12 protein-coding genes and 1 pseudogene are annotated in these 15,439 nt (G+C 74.6%); 5 read left to right on the top strand and 8 right to left on the bottom strand.

Going from position 1 to position 15,439, the window contains the following annotated elements; all coding sequences use genetic code 11:
• Positions 1-28: 28 nt before the first annotated feature.
• Complete coding sequence (locus tag ABZ719_RS15730; protein WP_366725726.1) at positions 29-811, top strand: DUF72 domain-containing protein; 783 nt, start codon at positions 29-31, stop codon at positions 809-811.
• A 267-nt stretch (positions 812-1,078) separates the two neighbouring features.
• Here ABZ719_RS15730 and ABZ719_RS15735 read toward each other — a convergent pair whose 3' ends face one another.
• Positions 1,079-1,450 (bottom strand): GntR family transcriptional regulator, encoded by a 372-nt coding sequence (locus ABZ719_RS15735; RefSeq protein ID WP_366725727.1) that lies wholly within the window; start codon positions 1,448-1,450, stop codon positions 1,079-1,081.
• 111 nt (positions 1,451-1,561) lie between these two features.
• Between ABZ719_RS15735 and ABZ719_RS15740 the strand changes: the two genes are divergently transcribed.
• Both ABZ719_RS15740 and ABZ719_RS15745 read left to right on the top strand, forming a co-directional pair.
• Entirely contained in the window at positions 1,562-2,491 is a 930-nt protein-coding gene (locus ABZ719_RS15740) for a GNAT family N-acetyltransferase (RefSeq protein ID WP_366725728.1), read from the top strand.
• Positions 2,472-2,972, top strand: coding sequence for a DUF402 domain-containing protein (locus ABZ719_RS15745; RefSeq protein WP_366725729.1), 501 nt, complete (start codon positions 2,472-2,474; stop codon positions 2,970-2,972). Before ABZ719_RS15740 ends, ABZ719_RS15745 begins: the two co-directional genes overlap by 20 nt.
• Before the next feature lie 5 nt (positions 2,973-2,977).
• Here ABZ719_RS15745 and ABZ719_RS15750 read toward each other — a convergent pair whose 3' ends face one another.
• Entirely contained in the window at positions 2,978-3,619 is a 642-nt protein-coding gene (locus ABZ719_RS15750; protein WP_366725730.1) for a class I SAM-dependent methyltransferase, read from the bottom strand.
• 139 nt (positions 3,620-3,758) lie between these two features.
• Here ABZ719_RS15750 and ABZ719_RS15755 point away from each other — a divergent pair, with 139 nt between their 5' ends.
• Entirely contained in the window at positions 3,759-3,896 is a 138-nt protein-coding gene (locus ABZ719_RS15755; RefSeq protein WP_107474362.1) for a hypothetical protein, read from the top strand.
• 351 nt (positions 3,897-4,247) lie between these two features.
• Here the strand turns inward: ABZ719_RS15755 and ABZ719_RS15760 are convergent, their stop codons facing one another.
• From ABZ719_RS15760 to dnaE, 3 genes are all read right to left on the bottom strand, one after another.
• A complete protein-coding gene (locus ABZ719_RS15760) occupies positions 4,248-5,120 on the bottom strand; it encodes an alpha/beta fold hydrolase (RefSeq protein ID WP_366725731.1) in 873 nt (290 codons plus the stop codon).
• Positions 5,121-5,635: 515 nt separating this feature from the next.
• Complete coding sequence (locus ABZ719_RS15765; RefSeq protein WP_366725732.1) at positions 5,636-6,610, bottom strand: hypothetical protein; 975 nt, start codon at positions 6,608-6,610, stop codon at positions 5,636-5,638.
• Positions 6,607-10,293: a DNA polymerase III subunit alpha gene (gene dnaE, locus ABZ719_RS15770; RefSeq protein WP_366725733.1), complete on the bottom strand. Its 3,687-nt coding sequence runs from the start codon at positions 10,291-10,293 to the stop codon at positions 6,607-6,609. Before dnaE ends, ABZ719_RS15765 begins: the two co-directional genes overlap by 4 nt.
• Positions 10,294-10,449: 156 nt before the next feature.
• Between dnaE and ABZ719_RS15775 the strand changes: the two are divergent.
• A pseudogene (locus tag ABZ719_RS15775) lies at positions 10,450-11,454 on the top strand (DUF3533 domain-containing protein); the annotation flags it as partial.
• A gap of 492 nt (positions 11,455-11,946) precedes the next feature.
• On the opposite strand, the gene ABZ719_RS15780 reads toward ABZ719_RS15775, so the two are convergent.
• The 3 genes from ABZ719_RS15780 to ABZ719_RS15790 form a co-directional block, all read right to left on the bottom strand.
• Positions 11,947-13,029: a S1 family peptidase gene (locus tag ABZ719_RS15780; RefSeq protein WP_366725734.1), complete on the bottom strand. Its 1,083-nt coding sequence runs from the start codon at positions 13,027-13,029 to the stop codon at positions 11,947-11,949.
• 420 nt (positions 13,030-13,449) lie between these two features.
• Positions 13,450-14,352, bottom strand: a complete 903-nt coding sequence (locus tag ABZ719_RS15785) for a S1 family peptidase (RefSeq protein WP_366725735.1) — start codon at positions 14,350-14,352, stop codon at positions 13,450-13,452.
• Between the two features lie 251 nt (positions 14,353-14,603).
• Positions 14,604-15,383: a DUF1684 domain-containing protein gene (locus ABZ719_RS15790; RefSeq protein WP_366725736.1), complete on the bottom strand. Its 780-nt coding sequence runs from the start codon at positions 15,381-15,383 to the stop codon at positions 14,604-14,606.
• Positions 15,384-15,439 lie beyond the last annotated feature (56 nt).

Raw genomic sequence — 15,439 nt, forward strand, 5'->3', positions numbered from 1 at the left:
CCGCGGGCCGGGGTGTTCTCATGGGCGTATGACCCTGTTCGTCGGGACGTCGGGGTGGCAGTACAAGGACTGGCGGGGCGTGCTGTACCCGCAGGGGTGCCCGGTGCGCCGGTGGCTGGAGGAGTACGCCGCCGCGTTCGCCACGGTGGAGGTCAACAACGCCTTCTACCGGCTGCCGTCGCGGGAGACCTTCGAGGCGTGGCGGGAGCGGCTGCCGCCCGGCTTCGTGGTCACGGTCAAGGCGAGCCGCTTCCTGACCCACGTCAAGCGCCTCAAGGACCCCGAGGAGCCGGTGCACCGTCTGATGGCGCACGCCTCGGGGCTCGGCGACCGGCTCGGCCCGGTGCTGCTCCAGCTGCCGCCCACGCTGCGCGCCGATCCCGGCCTGCTGGACGCCTGCCTCGCGTGCTTCCCGCCGGGCACCCGGGTGGCGGTGGAGCCGCGGCACGAGTCGTGGTGGACGCCGCCGGTGCGGGCGGTGCTGGAGCTGCGGGGCGCCGCCCTGTGCTGGGCCGACGTCCTCGGCCGCCCGGTCACCCCGCTGTGGGTGACGGCCGGGTGGGGTTACGTCCGTTTCCACCAGGGCCGCGCCCGGGCGTGGCCGCACTACGGCCGCAGGTCCCTGGAGAGCTGGGCGGACCGCGTCGCCACGGCCTGGCCGGCCGTCCGGGACACCGACGTGTACGCGTACTTCAACAACGACCCGACGGGGGCGGCGGTGCAGGACGCGGTGGTGTTCGCACACGTGGCCCGGCGCGCGGGCCTGACGGTGACACGCACACCGGAGCGGGCGCCCGCGCGGCACCCCTGACGGGGGCGCGCACATCGACGGGGCGCGCACGTCTGACGTCGCACGCCCGGCCGGAGAGCGGGCGGGACCTGCTTCCCGTACCCCGGGGGGCGGGTCCTGCTTTCCGTGTCGCGCCGGCGGAGCCTGCTCCCCGGACTCCGGCCGGGGCGGGGCCCGCTTCCCGTACCGCAGCCGGCCGAGCCTGCTCCCCGGACTCCGGCCGGGGCGGGGCCTGCTCCCCGTACCCCGCGGGCGGGGCCGGCTTCCGGGAGTCCGGCCGGGCGAGGCCTACTGCTTCCCGTACGCCGCCCGCAGGGCGTCCCGTACGGCCGCGTGCGCCGTGTCCTCGTCCAGGCCCAGCCGCCGCACCCGTTCCGCGTAGGCCTGGGCGGCGGCGGCCGCCTCGCGGGCCGCAGCCGAGTCCGCGGCGGCCACGAACGTGCCGTTGCGCCCCCGCGTCTCGATCACCCCGTCCGCCTCCAGCGCGCGGTACGCCTTGGCGACCGTGTTCGCCGCGAGTCCGAGCGTCTCGGCCAGCCCGCGCACCGTCGGCAGCCGGTATCCCACCGGCAGCGCCCCCGACCGCGCCTGTTCGGAGATCTGTGCCCGCACCTGCTCGTAGGGCGGTGCGCCGTCGTCGACATGGATCCTCAAGGTCACGGAGTGATTGTCGCGCACCGGCGCACGGAGCGGCGGACCGGTCAGGCGCCGGGAGCGGCCGGCGGAAAATGGGAGGCGGGCGGCCTGTGCCGCCCCGTAGCGTGCGCGCCCATGACCGTGATCGTCCGTGAACTGCGCCCCGACGCGCCCGCCGACCTGGAGGGCTTCGCCCACGTGCGCAGGCAGGCGCTGCCCTTCATCCTGTTCACCCCCGAGTCCCTCACCCACACCCTCACCCGCATGCACCCCGACGCCCACTACCGTCCGCTGATAGCCGTGGCGGACGGCGAGGTGATCGGCACGGCGCAGGTCCACCTCGCCCACGAGAGCCCGGAACCCGGCCAGGGCAACATCAACGTGTACGTGCACCCCCAGCACACCGGACGCGGCGCGGGCTCCCTGCTCGTGCGCACCGCCGAGGAGTACCTGGCCGTCCACGGCGCGGTGCGGCTGCACTCCTGGGTGCTGGACGCGCCCGGCAACCGCGCCTTCGCCGAGCGGCACGGCTACCGCAGCAGCCGCTCCGCCCACTTCCTCCGCCTCGACCTGGCGGCCGGAACGCTCCCGCCGCTCCAGGACCCGCCGCCCGGCGTGGAGCTGCGCCGGGGCTCGGACTACGCGGCCGATCCGCGCCCGCTGTTCGAGCTGGACGCGGAGACGGTGGCCGACGAACCCAGCGACGTCGGCGCGGAGTTGACCGACTACGAGGCCTGGCTGGAGGAGACCTGGCGGCATCCGCTGCTGAACCGGGAGCTGACGTCCGTCGCGGTCGTCGAGGGCCGTCCGGCGGCCTTCACCCTCGCCTACACGGACGGCGGCACCCGTTACAGCACGGGCATGACCGGCGCCGGCCGCGCCTTCCGCGGCCGGGGCCTGGCCAAGCTCGCCAAGAACGACTCGCTGCACCGCGCCCGCGCGGCCGGCATCACGGAGGCGTTCACCGGAAACGACACCGGCAACGGGCCGATGATCGCGATCAACAAGTGGTTCGGGTACGAGGTCTGCGCGACGGAGGTGCGGTATGTCCGCGAACTCGCCTGAACCGCCCGGCACGGTGGACGTCGTCCTCGTCAAGGGCGGCCGGACGAAGATCCGTTACGCGGCCGTGCCCGTCGCGGACGACGGCGTGCGGATGGTGGTGCGCGCGCCCTGGGCGGGCGCGGGCGTACGCGACTTCGGCTTCGTGCGCTTCGAGCCGGGCGATGTCTTCACCGAGTACTACTGGCGGGACCGGTGGTACGCGGTGAAGGAGGTCCGCGACGGCGGCGGGCGGCTGAAGGGCTGGTACTGCGACATCACCCGCCCCGCCGTGCGCACGGGCACGGAACTGGTCGTGGAGGACCTGGACCTGGACCTGTGGCGCTCCGCCGACGGCACGGACGTACGCCGCCTGGACGAGGACGAGTTCGCGGCGAGCGGCCTGGCGCAGCGCGATCCTGCGGCGGCCGGCGCGGCGGTGGCGGCCCTCGGCGAACTGGAGTCACTGGCCCGCGAGGGCGGCTTCACGGCGCTGCTGGCCTGAGCCGGTCACGCCACCGTCGCCACCACGGCGTACCGCTCGTCGGTCACCGCCTTGCCCCAGAGCCGGGCGTCATCCGACAGGTGTTCGACCCGAGTGTGGTGTACGAGGGGCGTGAGGAGAGTGAGGAGCCGCTCGGTGGGTATGCCGACGGGCGTGACCGTGCCCCAGACGCCCTCGACGAGGACCAGCCGCCCGGCGGGCCGCAGCAGCTCCCGCCACTGCCGCAGGGCACCGGCGGGATCCGGCAGCGCCCACAGCACGTGGCGGACCAGGACGGTGTCGAAGCGCCGCGGGCCCACCGGCGGGCTCGCCGCGTCACCGACGTGGAAGGCGGCGTCCCGGCCGGTGAGCTTGGCGCGGGCCAGGGCCACCATGGCCGGGGAGCTGTCGACGCCGGTGACCCGGTGTCCCTGTTCGGCCGCCAGGAGCGAGAGGCTGCCGGTGCCGCAGCCGAGGTCGAGGAGGTCGGCGGGGTGCTCCGGCAGCCAGTCGCGCAGCCGCCGCGCCCAGGCGGCACGCACCTGCGGATCGCGCAGCCCGTGATCGGGCTCGTCGTCGAAGACGGGCGCCTGCGCGTCCCAGTCCACCGCCGCTGGAGCCGGGCTCCGGCCGGCCGCGTCACCATCGGTCGTCGTGTGTGCACTCATGGCCCCAAGAGTGACACCCACCACTGACACCCGGATCGTGACAGCCGCCACAGACAGACCCGCACCGATGAGCAACTCTCGCCCGAAAGGTCTACCTCCGTGAGAACACGGAACCCGGTAGACGTCGAAGGAGGCCCCGATGCGCCGTGTGACAGTGCAGAAGCCCCTGATGAGGAAGACGGACTCCCGCCGGATCCGCGAGGAGCCCGACGAGCGTCCCGCCGGCCGGCCCGAGGTCCGCAAGGACATCGCGCGCACCTGGTGGCCGGAGGGATGACCGCCCGCAGACGTCCCGGACGCGCCGCGGACCCCCTTCCGCCCGCCCCCGCGGCGGCCCACGCGCACCCCTGCCGCACCCCCTGTCCGAGCGCAGTCTCAGCGCTCCCTTAGAGCCGGGCGCCCCTTTCGTTCGCAGCTCTTAGAGCTGCGAGTGGAACGGCGCCCGGACCGGCGACGTGAACGGCCGGCACCCGGCCCGATCCCGGGCGGCAACCGAACCCTCCGCGGCGCTGCTGCTCTCCGTGCGGCGGCGCACCGCCGCCGCACGGCACGGCCGCTGAGGCGCGGGCGCGCGTACCGGGGCCCGTCCGGCGGCCTCCACCGGACGGGCCCCGGCGTGCGCGGCGTGTCAGCTGAACACGGACGCGCAGGTGGTGGCGGTGGCGTGGGCGGGGTCGAGCGCGTTGGCCACCTCGTGGAAGGCGATGCGGTCGGTCGTGCCGATGGCCACGTGCTCGGACAGGTCGAGCGGGCAGAGGTCCTGGAGCAGGACGTTGCGGACGTCGGAACCGGTGAGGTACTGGGTCCGCCAGGGGGTGGCCACCTCGTCGTACCGGGTGGCGATCACCGTGTAGTGCACGCCGGGCACGGTGTCGCCGCCCGCGTTGAGCCGGGTGAGGAAGGCGGACCCGGCGATCTGGTCGGCGAGGCCGGGGGTGGCCGCGGAGAGCAGGTCGCTCGCGCCGGGGAAGTACGGCAGCAGGTGGGTGAGGCCGCTGAGGGTGGTGCCGTGGCTGTCGGGCGCGACACCGACGAGGGCGTTCACCTTGGCCGCGCCGCCCAGGAACTTCAGGTAGTAGCGGGGCATCATGCCGCCCTGCGAGTGGCCGACCAGGTCGGCCTTGGCGGCGCCGGTGGCGGCGAGCACCTTGTCGACGAAGGCGGACAGCTGCCCGGCCGACTCGTCGATGGGGCCGAGGCCGTTGAAGACCGGGACGCCGGGCAGTTGCCCGTAGTCGAGGGAGAAGACGCAGTACCCGCGGCTCTCCAGGTACGGGGCGAGGGTGAGCCAGTTGTCGACGGAGTTGCCGAAGGTCCCGTGGACCAGGACGACCGGGCGGGGGTGGGCGGCCGAGGGCTTGCAGGCGTAGTCGTTCCAGCCGGTGCTCGGGGCGGCGGCGGTGCCGGACGCGGCGTGGGCCGTGGCGGCGGGGACGGTGGCGACGGCCGTGGCCAGCAGCAGGGCTGCGAGGTGTCTCAGGGCGCGCCTGAAGGGCAGCATCGTGTGGTCTCCTTGCGGCTCGAGGGGAGTGCGACGGCACTGAGCGCTGTGATCCGGATCACGAGATGCTGTTCACTCGTCAAGTTACGGACGAGTAGACCAAGGGGGAAGTTACACGTCAGTAAAGAATTCTCATGGCACACGACCGGGCAACGGTCGCACGGGGCAAGAGATCTGACTCCTCGTCATCGAAAGGGCGAATCGGACCGTGCGGCGCGATTCGCGGCGGCCGCTCCCCCGGGCGCGCACCAACGTCCTCGCCGGGACACCTCGGTCCTCTCTCGCACGGCCTCCGGGCCGGCTCCTCCCCCGCACGGCCTCCACGGCCGGCTTTGGCGCCGCACGCCTGCGGGCCCGGCCCCGAGCGGTCAGCGGGACCGGCCGGGCGCGCGCCCCCGAGCGGGGCGGCGCGCGGCGTACCCCTTGCGCGGGAGCGCGAGCCGCCTGACGGACGGCCCCGCGCTCCCCCCACCGCGGGCCGGCTCGACCGCCCCTCACCTCTCAAGCCTCACCCCTCACGCGGCCAGCGTCCCCGGGATCACCGCCCGGGGACCGAACCTGGCCCGCGCGCGGTCCGCGACCTCCTCGATACGGCGGAGCTTCTCGTCGGCGGGGTCGAAGGTGAGCTGGTGGGAGGCCTGTCCGGCGGGGGCCAGGCCCTCGGCGCGCAGGGCGAGCGCGCGGACCCGGGCGCGCTGGAGTCCCAGGGTCTTGTAGAGGCCGTAGGCGGCCCCGGTCAGCGTCGCCGAGTGGGCGGTGGGTTCCGCCAGCGTGCGCGTGCGGACGATCGCGGAGCGGTCGGCGTGGCGCACGGTGAGGGTCAGGGTGCGGCACACCTTGTCGAGGGCGCGCAGCCGGGCACCCAGGTCCCCGGCGGCCGACAGCAGCGCGGCGCGGTGCCGGCCGGGGTCGAGTTCGTCACGGTCGAAGAGGCGTTCGGCGGCCAGGGACCGGGAGACGGCGTTGGGGACGACCCGGCCGCGGTCCACGCCGCTCGCCCTCTCGCGCAGTTCGCGGCCCGCCTTGGCGCCGATCAGCCGCTGGAGCGTCGACAGGGGCGCGGCGGCGACCAGGCCCAGGGTGTCCAGGCCGTACTCGCCCAGGGTGCGGGCGGTCGCCGCGCCGACGCCGGGCAGCGCGGTGACGGGCAGACCGGCGAGGAACTCCGCGACGGCGGCCGGTTCGGCGGGGACCGCGCAGGTCAGTCCCGGCCGGGCGGCGCGCAGGGCCACGCGGGCCAGCATCGGGCCCGGCCCGGCGCCGATCACGCAGTCCACGCCGAACCGCGCCAGCGCGCGGACCCGGATCACCGACGCCAGCTCGACCGCGTCGCGCCCGAAGTAGCGTTCGGCGCCCCGCAGGTCGGCCAGCGCCCCGTCGGGCGGCAGCGCCTCGACCACCGGGGTGAACTCCTCCAGCAGCCCGAGCAGCCCGGGCAGGGCCGCCTCGTACATCGGTGGCAGCTGGAAACGTACGCAGAGAATGGTCATCCCGCGCTCCCTGGACTCTGGTGCCACAACTTCCTTCCGCTCGCGGGCCCTTCGCCCGCCGGGCGCAGATCCGCCCATGGGTTCATCTCGTAGCCGGTGGACATCCGGATACGGCGGTCGCGGGCGGCCTCCAGCGGGTCCGGCGCCGCGGACCCGGCGGGCGCGGGCCGGCCGTCCGAGCCGGCGAGCCGGGCCCGCCGCGTACCGTCACCGCCGCCCCGCCCCCTGCCATCACCGTCTTCCGGGGCGCCGCCGGCCGGGCCGCCGGGACCGGCCAGCCGGGCCGCCACCTGGTCCAGGCCGCCCTCGGCGCGCAGTTCGGCCAGTTCGGCGAGGTTCCAGGCGGCGGCGCCCACCACGCTGAGGCTGTGCGGGCCGCGCCGCTGCACCACTCCGCGCACCAGCAGCAGCCAGGAGTGGAAGACGGTGTGCGCGCAGGCGTCGTGGGAGTCGTCGAAGAAGGCGAGGTCGACCAGGCCGGTGCCGTCGTCCAGCGTGGTGAAGATGACCCGCCTGCCGGACCGGACCGGCGGAGTCTGGGTGGCGGCCTTGGCGCCCGCCACCAGCACCGTCTCGCCGTGCCGTGCCGTGCGCAGCCGGCGCGCGCAGACCACGCCCAGTTCGTCGAGGAACGTCCGGTGGTCGTCCATGAGGTTGCGCGAGGCGTCCATGGACAGCACGCCCAGTTCGGCGCTGAGCTTCTCGGCCTCGGACAGGTCGGGCAGTCCGGCCGCGGCCGTCTTCCGGCCGCCGGACAGGGGCAGTTGGCCCCCGCCCGCGCCCCGGGCGCCGCGGTGCAGCTCGGTCAGGTGCAGTTGCAGGTCGCGGCGGTTGGCGCCGAACGCGTCGAGCGCGCCCACCTGGGCGAGCCGGGCGGCGACCGGACGGCTCGGCCGGGCCCGTTCCCAGAAGTCGAGCAGGGAGGCGTACGGCTGCCCGTCCGCGATCCGCGCCGCCTCGGCCTCGCTGATGCCGTGGACGTCGGACAGCGCCAGCCGCAGCCCCCACGTCCCGGGGCCGGAGGGCGCCCCGGATCCCTTCGACTCAGACACCAGTTCGATACGGTGGGCGACTCCCGACCGGTTCACGTCCAGCGGCAGGATCGGCACCCCGCGCCGCCGCGCGTCCGCCAGCAGCAGCCGTTTCGGGTACATCCCGGGATCATGGGTGAACAACCCGGCGTAGAAGGCGGCGGGGTGGTGGGCCTTCAGCCACGCCGACTGGTACGTCGGCACGGCGAAGGCCACCGCGTGCGCCTTGCAGAAGCCGTACGACCCGAACGCCTCGACGATCTCCCAGGTGCGCTGAATCGTTTCTGCGTCGTACCCCTTCGCCGCCGCGTGCTGCGCGAACCACACCCGGATCCGGCCCTGCGACTCCGGGTCGGACAGCCCGCGCCGCACCCGGTCCGCCTCGTCGCGCCCGCAGCCGGTCATGAGGTGCACGATGTGGATGATCTGCTCGTGGAAGACGACGACCCCGTACGTCTCCCGCAACGGCTCCGCCAGGTCGGCGTGCGGATAGCGGGCGGGCGCCCGCCCGTGCCGCGCCTCGATGAACGGCCGCACCATGTCGGCGGCGACCGGACCGGGCCGGAAGAGCGAGATGTCGACCACGAGATCGTGGAAGGTGGCCGGCTGGAGCCGCCCCACCAGGTCGCGCTGGCCCGGGGACTCGATCTGGAAGCAGCCCAGCGTCTCGGCGGAGCGGATGAGCCGGTACGTCGCCGGGTCACCCTGCGGCACGGAGTCCAGGTCGACCCGCTCCCCCGTCGCCCGCTCCACCTCCGCGACCGCGTGCGCCATCGCCGACTGCATCCGCACACCCAGCACGTCCAGCTTGAGCAGCCCGAGGTCCTCCACGTCGTCCTTGTCGAACTGGGACATGGGCAGGCCCTCGCCGCTGGTCGGCACGACCGGCGTACGGGCGAGCAGGGAGGCGTCCGACAGCAGCACCCCGCACGGGTGCATGGCGACCCCGCGCGGCAGGGCGTCCAGGGCCTCGACCAGCTCCCACAGCCTGCCGTACTTCTCCTTCTCCCCCGCCAGCGCCCTCAGCTCGGGCAGTTCCGCCAGGGCCGCGCGGGCGTCGCGGGCGCGGATGTGCGGGAAGGACTTGGCGACGCGGTCGATCTCGGCGGGGTCCAGGGACAGGGCCGCGCCCACGTCCCGGATCGCATGCCGGACACGGTACGTCTCCGGCATGGCGACGGTCGCCACCCGCTCGGTGCCGAACCGGCCGATGATCTGCCGGTAGACCTCCAGCCGGCGCGCGGACTCCACGTCGATGTCGATGTCGGGCAGGACGAACCGCCGCCTGGACAGGAAGCGCTCCATCAGCAGCCCGTGTTCGACCGGGTCGGCGTGGGCGATGCCGAGCAGGTGGTTGACGAGGGAGCCCGCGCCGGAGCCGCGCGCGGCGACCCTGATGCCCGCCTTCCTCACGTCGTCGACCACTTGGGCGACGGTGAGGAAGTAGGAGGCGAAGCCGTGGTGGGCGATGACGTCCAGCTCTTCGTGCATCCGCTCCCAGTACGCGCGCCGGCCGGCGTAGCCGCGCAGCACCATGCCGGCCGCCGCCCGGGAGGCCAGCGTGCGCTGGGCGGTGCGGCGGGCGGCGCCGACCAGGCCCGGCTCGGGGAAGTGGACGGTGCCCATGCCGAGGTCGTCCTCCGGGTCCACCAGGCACTCGGCGGCCGTGGCCCGCGTCTGCTCCAGCAGCCGGTGGGCCGCCTCGCGCCGGAAGCCCGCGGCCTCGACGATCCGCTCGGCCGCGCGCAGCATCGCGCCGGGATCCTTCAGCCAGGCCTCACCCGAGTCCAGTTCCCCGGTGGCGCCGACGGGGACCAGCCGGCGGGCCGCGTCCAGGACGTCGGCGACCGGGCCCTGCCCGGGGTCGGCGTAGCGGACGGCGTTGCTGAGCACGGGCCGGACCCGCTGCTCGGCGGCGAAGCCGACGGTGCGGGCGGCCAGCCGCAGGGAGCCGGGGCCGGTGCCCGTGCGGCCGTGCCAGACGGCTTCCAGGCGCAGGGCGTCGCCGTAGACCTCGCGCCAGGGGACGAGGAGGCGCGCGGCCCGGTCGGGGCGGCCCGCGGCCAGCGCCCGGCCGACGTCGGAGTCGGGGCCGAGCAGTACGGTCAGGCCGTCGGCGTGGTTGTCGGGCCAGGGCAGGACCGGGGTGCCGGGGCGGGTGTGGGCGGCGGTGACCAGGCGGCACAGGTCGGCCCAGCCGCGGGCGCCGTCCCGGGCGAGGAAGGTGACGCGCGGGGTCGACTCGTCGATGAAGGCACCGCCGCGCACCGGCGTGCGGCGCCGCTGCGGCCGCTCGGGCCCGCCGTCGCGTGCGAGCCCTCCGTCCCGTACGGACCCGTCGCCCCGTACGGGGCCGCCGCCCCGCTCGACGCCCTCGCCCCGCGCCGTGAAGGCGCCGGAGTGCGCGCGGGGGCGGTCCGGGCGGACGCGCTCGGGTTCGGCCACCGCCAGGTCCGTGCCGAACAGCGGGCGGATGCCCGCCGCCGCACAGGCCTTGGCGAAGCGGACGGTACCGGCGAGGGTGTCGCGGTCGGTGAGGGCGAGCGCGTCCATGCCCCGCTCGGCGGCGCGCTCGGCCAGCCGCTCCGGGTGCGAGGCGCCGTAGCGCAGGGAGAACCCGGAGACGGTGTGCAGATGCGTGAAGCCCGGCACACGCACCTCCCGCACTCGTGAGCCCGCACGAACAGGCTCTCGAACATCAGTTCACTACTCTCCCCCCCACCATAAACCAATTTCCGAACGTGTGTGCGACATCCGTTCGGACGCCTCCCACCTGCGCAAACGCCCGCCGCCACGCAGCGTGAGGACATGACCCACCCGCACGCCCGCCGGCACCCGCGCCCCTTCCTCCAGGAGGTCAAGGACGCCGTCACCCCCCGGGCCACGCTGCTCGTCATCGGCGTGGTGGCGCTGCAGCTGCTGTTCATCGCCTCCTACGTGGGCGCGCTGCACCACCCGGAACCCAAGGACGTGCCCTTCGCCGTCGCGGCGCCCCCGGCAGCGGCCGGGCAGACGGTGGCCGGGCTGCGGCGGCTGCCCGGCTCCCCCCTGGACGCGCACGCGGTGGCGGACGAGGCGGCGGCCCGCCGGCAGATCCTGAACCGGGACGTCGACGGCGCCCTGGTCGTCTCCCCGGCCGGCACCGCCGACACCCTCCTGGTCGCCTCCGGCGGCGGCACCATCCTCGCCACCTCCCTGGAGCGGATCGTCGGCTCCGCGGAGCAGAGCCGGCAGCGGACCGTGCGGACGGTGGACGTGGCCCCGGCCTCCGCCGGCGACTTCAACGGTCTGTCGTCCTTCTACCTGGTCGTGGGCTGGTCCGTCGGCGGCTACCTGTGCGCCTCGATCCTCGCCATCAGCGCGGGAGCCCGGCCCGCCGACCCGCGGCGCGCGGCGATCCGGCTGGGTGCCATGGCGCTCGTCGCGGCCGTCGGCGGGCTCGGCGGCGCGGTCGTCGTGGGGCCGGTCCTGGGCGCGCTGCCGGGCGGCGTCGCCGCTCTGTGGGGGCTCGGGGCGCTGGTGACCTTCGCCGTGGGCGCCGCCACCCTCGCCCTTCAGGGGATCTTCGGCGTCATCGGCATCGGCCTGGCGATCCTGCTGGTGGTGATCGCGGGCAACCCGAGCGCGGGCGGTGCCTTCCCGCTGCCGCTGCTGCCGCCGTTCTGGAAGGCGATCGGGCCCGCTCTGCCGCCGGGCGCGGGAACCTGGTCGGCCCGCTCGATCGCGTACTTCCACGGCAACGCCATGACGTCCGCGCTGCTGGTACTGGCGGCGTGGGCGGCCGCGGGGGTGGTGATCACCCTGCTGGCCTCCGGGCAGCGGCGCAGGCGCGCGGGCGCGGCGGAGGGTGCGAAAGACCCCGCGGACCGTGCCACCGGAACGGAGTGGAAGGACGACCCGCACACGGCGGACACCGCCGGGACGGCCGGGCACGGCACCACCGCAGAGAGGGGCACGCACGGCACCACCGCCACACAGACCGGCACACACGGCACCACCGCACAGACGGGCAGGCACAACACCCCCGCACAGACCGGCACGCACGGCACCACCACCGAGACGGACGGCGCCGCCCGCGCCGCGCCCGCGCCACCCCCCGACGACACCTTCACCGACCCGGGCCCCGGCACCTCCACGGGCCCGCACCCCGGGACCGACCCCGGTCCCGGCCCGGGTCCCGGCCCGGGGACGGTCCCCGGCACCCACACGTGACAGCCCCGCCCTCGCAGGGGCGAGGACGGGGCTCCCACCGGTCCCGCGGGGTCGCCGGGGACCGGTCCCGTGGGGGGCCGTGGGGCCGGCCGGTCAGCCGATCGTGGTGCCGGTCGCCGACAGCGCCTCGGTGACCGGCTGGAAGAACGTCTCGCCGCCGGAGGTGCAGTCGCCGCTGCCGCCGGAGGTCAGACCGAGCGCGGTGCCGCCGTCGAACAGCGAGCCGCCGCTGTCGCCGGGCTCGGCGCACACATCGGTCTGGATGAGTCCTTCGACCGTGCCCTCGGAGTAGTTCACGGTGGCGTTCAGACCGGTGACCGTGCCGGTGTGCACGTGGGTCGTCGAGCCGCTGCGGGTCACCTTCTCTCCGACGGTCGCCTCACCCGCCCCGGTGAACGGCTGCGTGGATCCGTCGTAGAGATCGACCGCGCTCGGGTGGTCGACGGACGCCGTGTACTTCACCAGGCCGAAGTCGTCCCCGGGGAAGCTGGAGCGCTCGTTGCTGCCGATCACGGTGCCGTCGGCGTCCGACCAGGTGGAGATGGCCTCGGTGCAGTGGCCCGCGGTCAGGAAGTAGGGCTGCCCGTCCTTGACCACGTTGAAGCCGAGCGAGCAGCGGCCGCCCGAGCCGGTGATGGCGTCACCGCCCGCGACGAAGGGTTTGAACTCCCCCTTCGAGCGCCTGAGTCCGGCCTTGCCCCCCAGGTCCCGGACGACCTCGGAGAGCCTGGTCCAGGCGGCTTCGGAGACCGTTCTGTCGGCGGTGACCACGACCTTGTCGGTGACCGGGTCGGTCGCCCACGAGGTCCCGGGTATGGCCGCGTCCTTCGCGAGCCGGTCCCGGGCGCCGTCCAGTTCGGCGAGGGTGTTCTCCACGAATCTGGCCCTCGCCCCCGCCCGCTCGACCGTGCGCGCGGCGGCCCGGTCGAGCACGTTGACCACGAGGTGGCCCGATCCCGCGTCGTAGTACGCGCCGGCCGTGCTGCCGGTGCCGAGGTCCCCGAGCAGGGCCGAGGCGAGTTTTCCGGCCGCCGGGGCGGACAGCGTGCGGGCCGTGGGGGCCGTGCCGGGCTCGCTGGCGTTCGCACTCTGGAAAGTGACTCCCGTGGCGACGAGTGCGGCGACGCCCGCGGCCGCCACGGCCGTCCGGCGCCGGGGTGTGCGTCGGTGCTTCAACTGACGTCCTCCTGTGGGGGGAACGGCCCAGGAGGTTGTGGGGACCTCGCGGGGCCGAAGGATGGGTGTCCCCTGCTCGAGCGAAGCCGAGAGCCGAAGGGGAACCGGCGCCTACTATTCCGAGGCCCGCAGGGAGCACACAAGGTCGAGTTCTGGACGCGCGTACGGCAACGGGTGTGCGCCCCCCGCCGCTTGGGCGCCCGAGGTCGCACCACCCCCGTTCGCTCAGCAAATACTACGAGCGGGTAACCCGTCGACACCGCGTGAGGTCTACTCCTGTCCGGTTTTCGACCCCCGGGCCGGGCCGGGCAGTTGCCGCCCGCCCTGCGCAGGAGCGAGCCCCCGCACACGGGTCGTGTGCGGGGGCTCGCCCACCGCCGGACGCGGTCGGACCGGGACCGCGCCGGAGGAGGGGCCGGGTCAGTAGACGTGGACCCCGTACGCGCTCAGGGCCTCGGTGACCGGCTGGAAGAACGTCGTGCCGCCGGAGGTGCAGTCGCCGCTGCCGCCGGAGGTCAGGCCGTAGGCCGTGCTGCCGCCGTACAGCGGGCCGCCGGAGTCGCCGGGCTCGGCGCAGACGGTGGTCTGGATCAGACCGGAGACGATGTCGCCGCTGCCGTAGTTGACCGTCGCGTTGAGGGCCGTGACGCGGCCGCTGTGCGTGCCGGTCGTGGAGCCGCGGCGGTAGACGGTCGTGCCTACGGAGGGCGTCGCGGCGCTCGTGATGTCCTGGCTGCCCACGGCACCCGACTTGGTCACCGAGCTGTTGGTGTAGCGCACGATGCCGTAGTCGTTGCCGGGGAAGGAGGAGCCGGCGGTGGTGCCGAGCGTGGTGCTGTGCGAGGAGTTCGACCACCAGGTGCCCGCGCCGTCGGTGCAGTGACCGGCGGTCAGGAAGTAGTAGTTGCCGCTGGAGTCCTGGACGTTGAAGCCCAGCGAGCAGCGCCAGCTGCTCGCGTAGATGGCGTCGCCGCCGGAGATCAGCTTGTTGAACCTGCCCGGGGTGTGCTTGATCGTCAGGGCCCCGGAGTCGGTCCCGGCCTGCTGTTTGATCTTGTTGATGTCGGCCTGCGAGACCGTGCTGTCGACGGTGACGACGACCCGGTTGGTCTTGCTGTCGACGGCCCACGCGGTGCCCGGGACGTCCGCCTTGAGCACCGAGTCGCTCGCCTTGGTGAGCTGGGCGGTGCTGAAGGTGCTGGTGTCGGCCGCGTGCGCGCTGGGGACCGCGAACGCGGCGGTGGCCACGAGCCCGGCGGCGAGGGCGACCAGCCGGGTCTGTCTCGTGATGACGGGGCGGGGGGAAGTGCGCTTGATCCTCACTTTTCGTTCCTCCACAAAGGAAGTCGGGGGCCCGCGTGGGGTCGGGGCCCGTGAGGCGCAGAGCCAGGGGAGGAGTCCGGGTTCCAGACACGTTGTGCCCCTGACAAGCGCTGTGGGGGAGTATTCGGCCGAACGGCCGGTCGGCGCAAGAGTGCCTTTCGGCCGTGCGACTGTGTGCGGTTCGAGTGGACCGTGTGCGGTCCGGGTGGGTTTGACGGTGGGTCAGGGGGCGGGCGGCGGGCGCCGGGGGCTCAGCGCAGGGTGCGCTCCCCCGCGGGTATCGCGAGGTCCAGGGTGTTGCCCGGCGGCGGGAACGGGCAGATGAAGTGGTCGGCGAACGCGCACGGCGGCAGCACGGCACGGTTGAAGTCGACCGTGGTGCGGCCCTCGGCGTCCGGAGCCTCGGGATGCAGGAAACGGAAGCGGAAGCTGCTGTCCCCGCTGGTGGTGTCGGCGAACACCGCCCACAGGCCGCCGTCCGGCTGCCGGGCCGCCTGGAGTGTCAGGTCCCGGCCCTGGAGCGTGAACGCCAGTTCCCCGGCGAGAGCCAGACCGCGCTCGCGTCCGTCCGCGTTCGGCACGCGCACGGTGCGGCTCTCCCCGTACGGGGTGAAGCGCCCCGGTACCGACCAGCGCGGGTCGTACGCGGTGGCCGCGATACCGCGGAACGCCCGGCGGGCCGCGGACGCCGGGTCGAAGTCCCGTACGCCCCACGCCCCTTCGCGTACCAGCACGACCAGCCGGCGTTCGCCCAGCGCGACCCGCGCGTCCGCCGCCGGCGCCGTATCGGCGCCGAGCCGCACCCGTCCGGCGAGGGGCCGGCCGTCGACGGTCAGACCGTCCGCCTCGGCGGCGGTGAGCACGACCGTGTCGCCGTCGGCCGCCCACCTCCCGGGAACGCCCGGCAGCAGACCCTCCGGGTGGTCCTCGAGCCAGTGGGTGCCGGTCAGCGCGAGCGGCCCGTAGGGTGCCGACACCGTCGCGGTGCGGTCCTCGTGCCACTGCTTCCACCGGTCGGATGCGTCCGTCATGTGATCAACCCTTCCATGTGCGGCCGTGCGGCCAAACCGAGGCGGGGCGCGGCGTG

Source organism: Streptomyces sp. NPDC006743 (assembly GCF_040703815.1).
GTDB lineage: Bacteria > Actinomycetota > Actinomycetes > Streptomycetales > Streptomycetaceae > Streptomyces.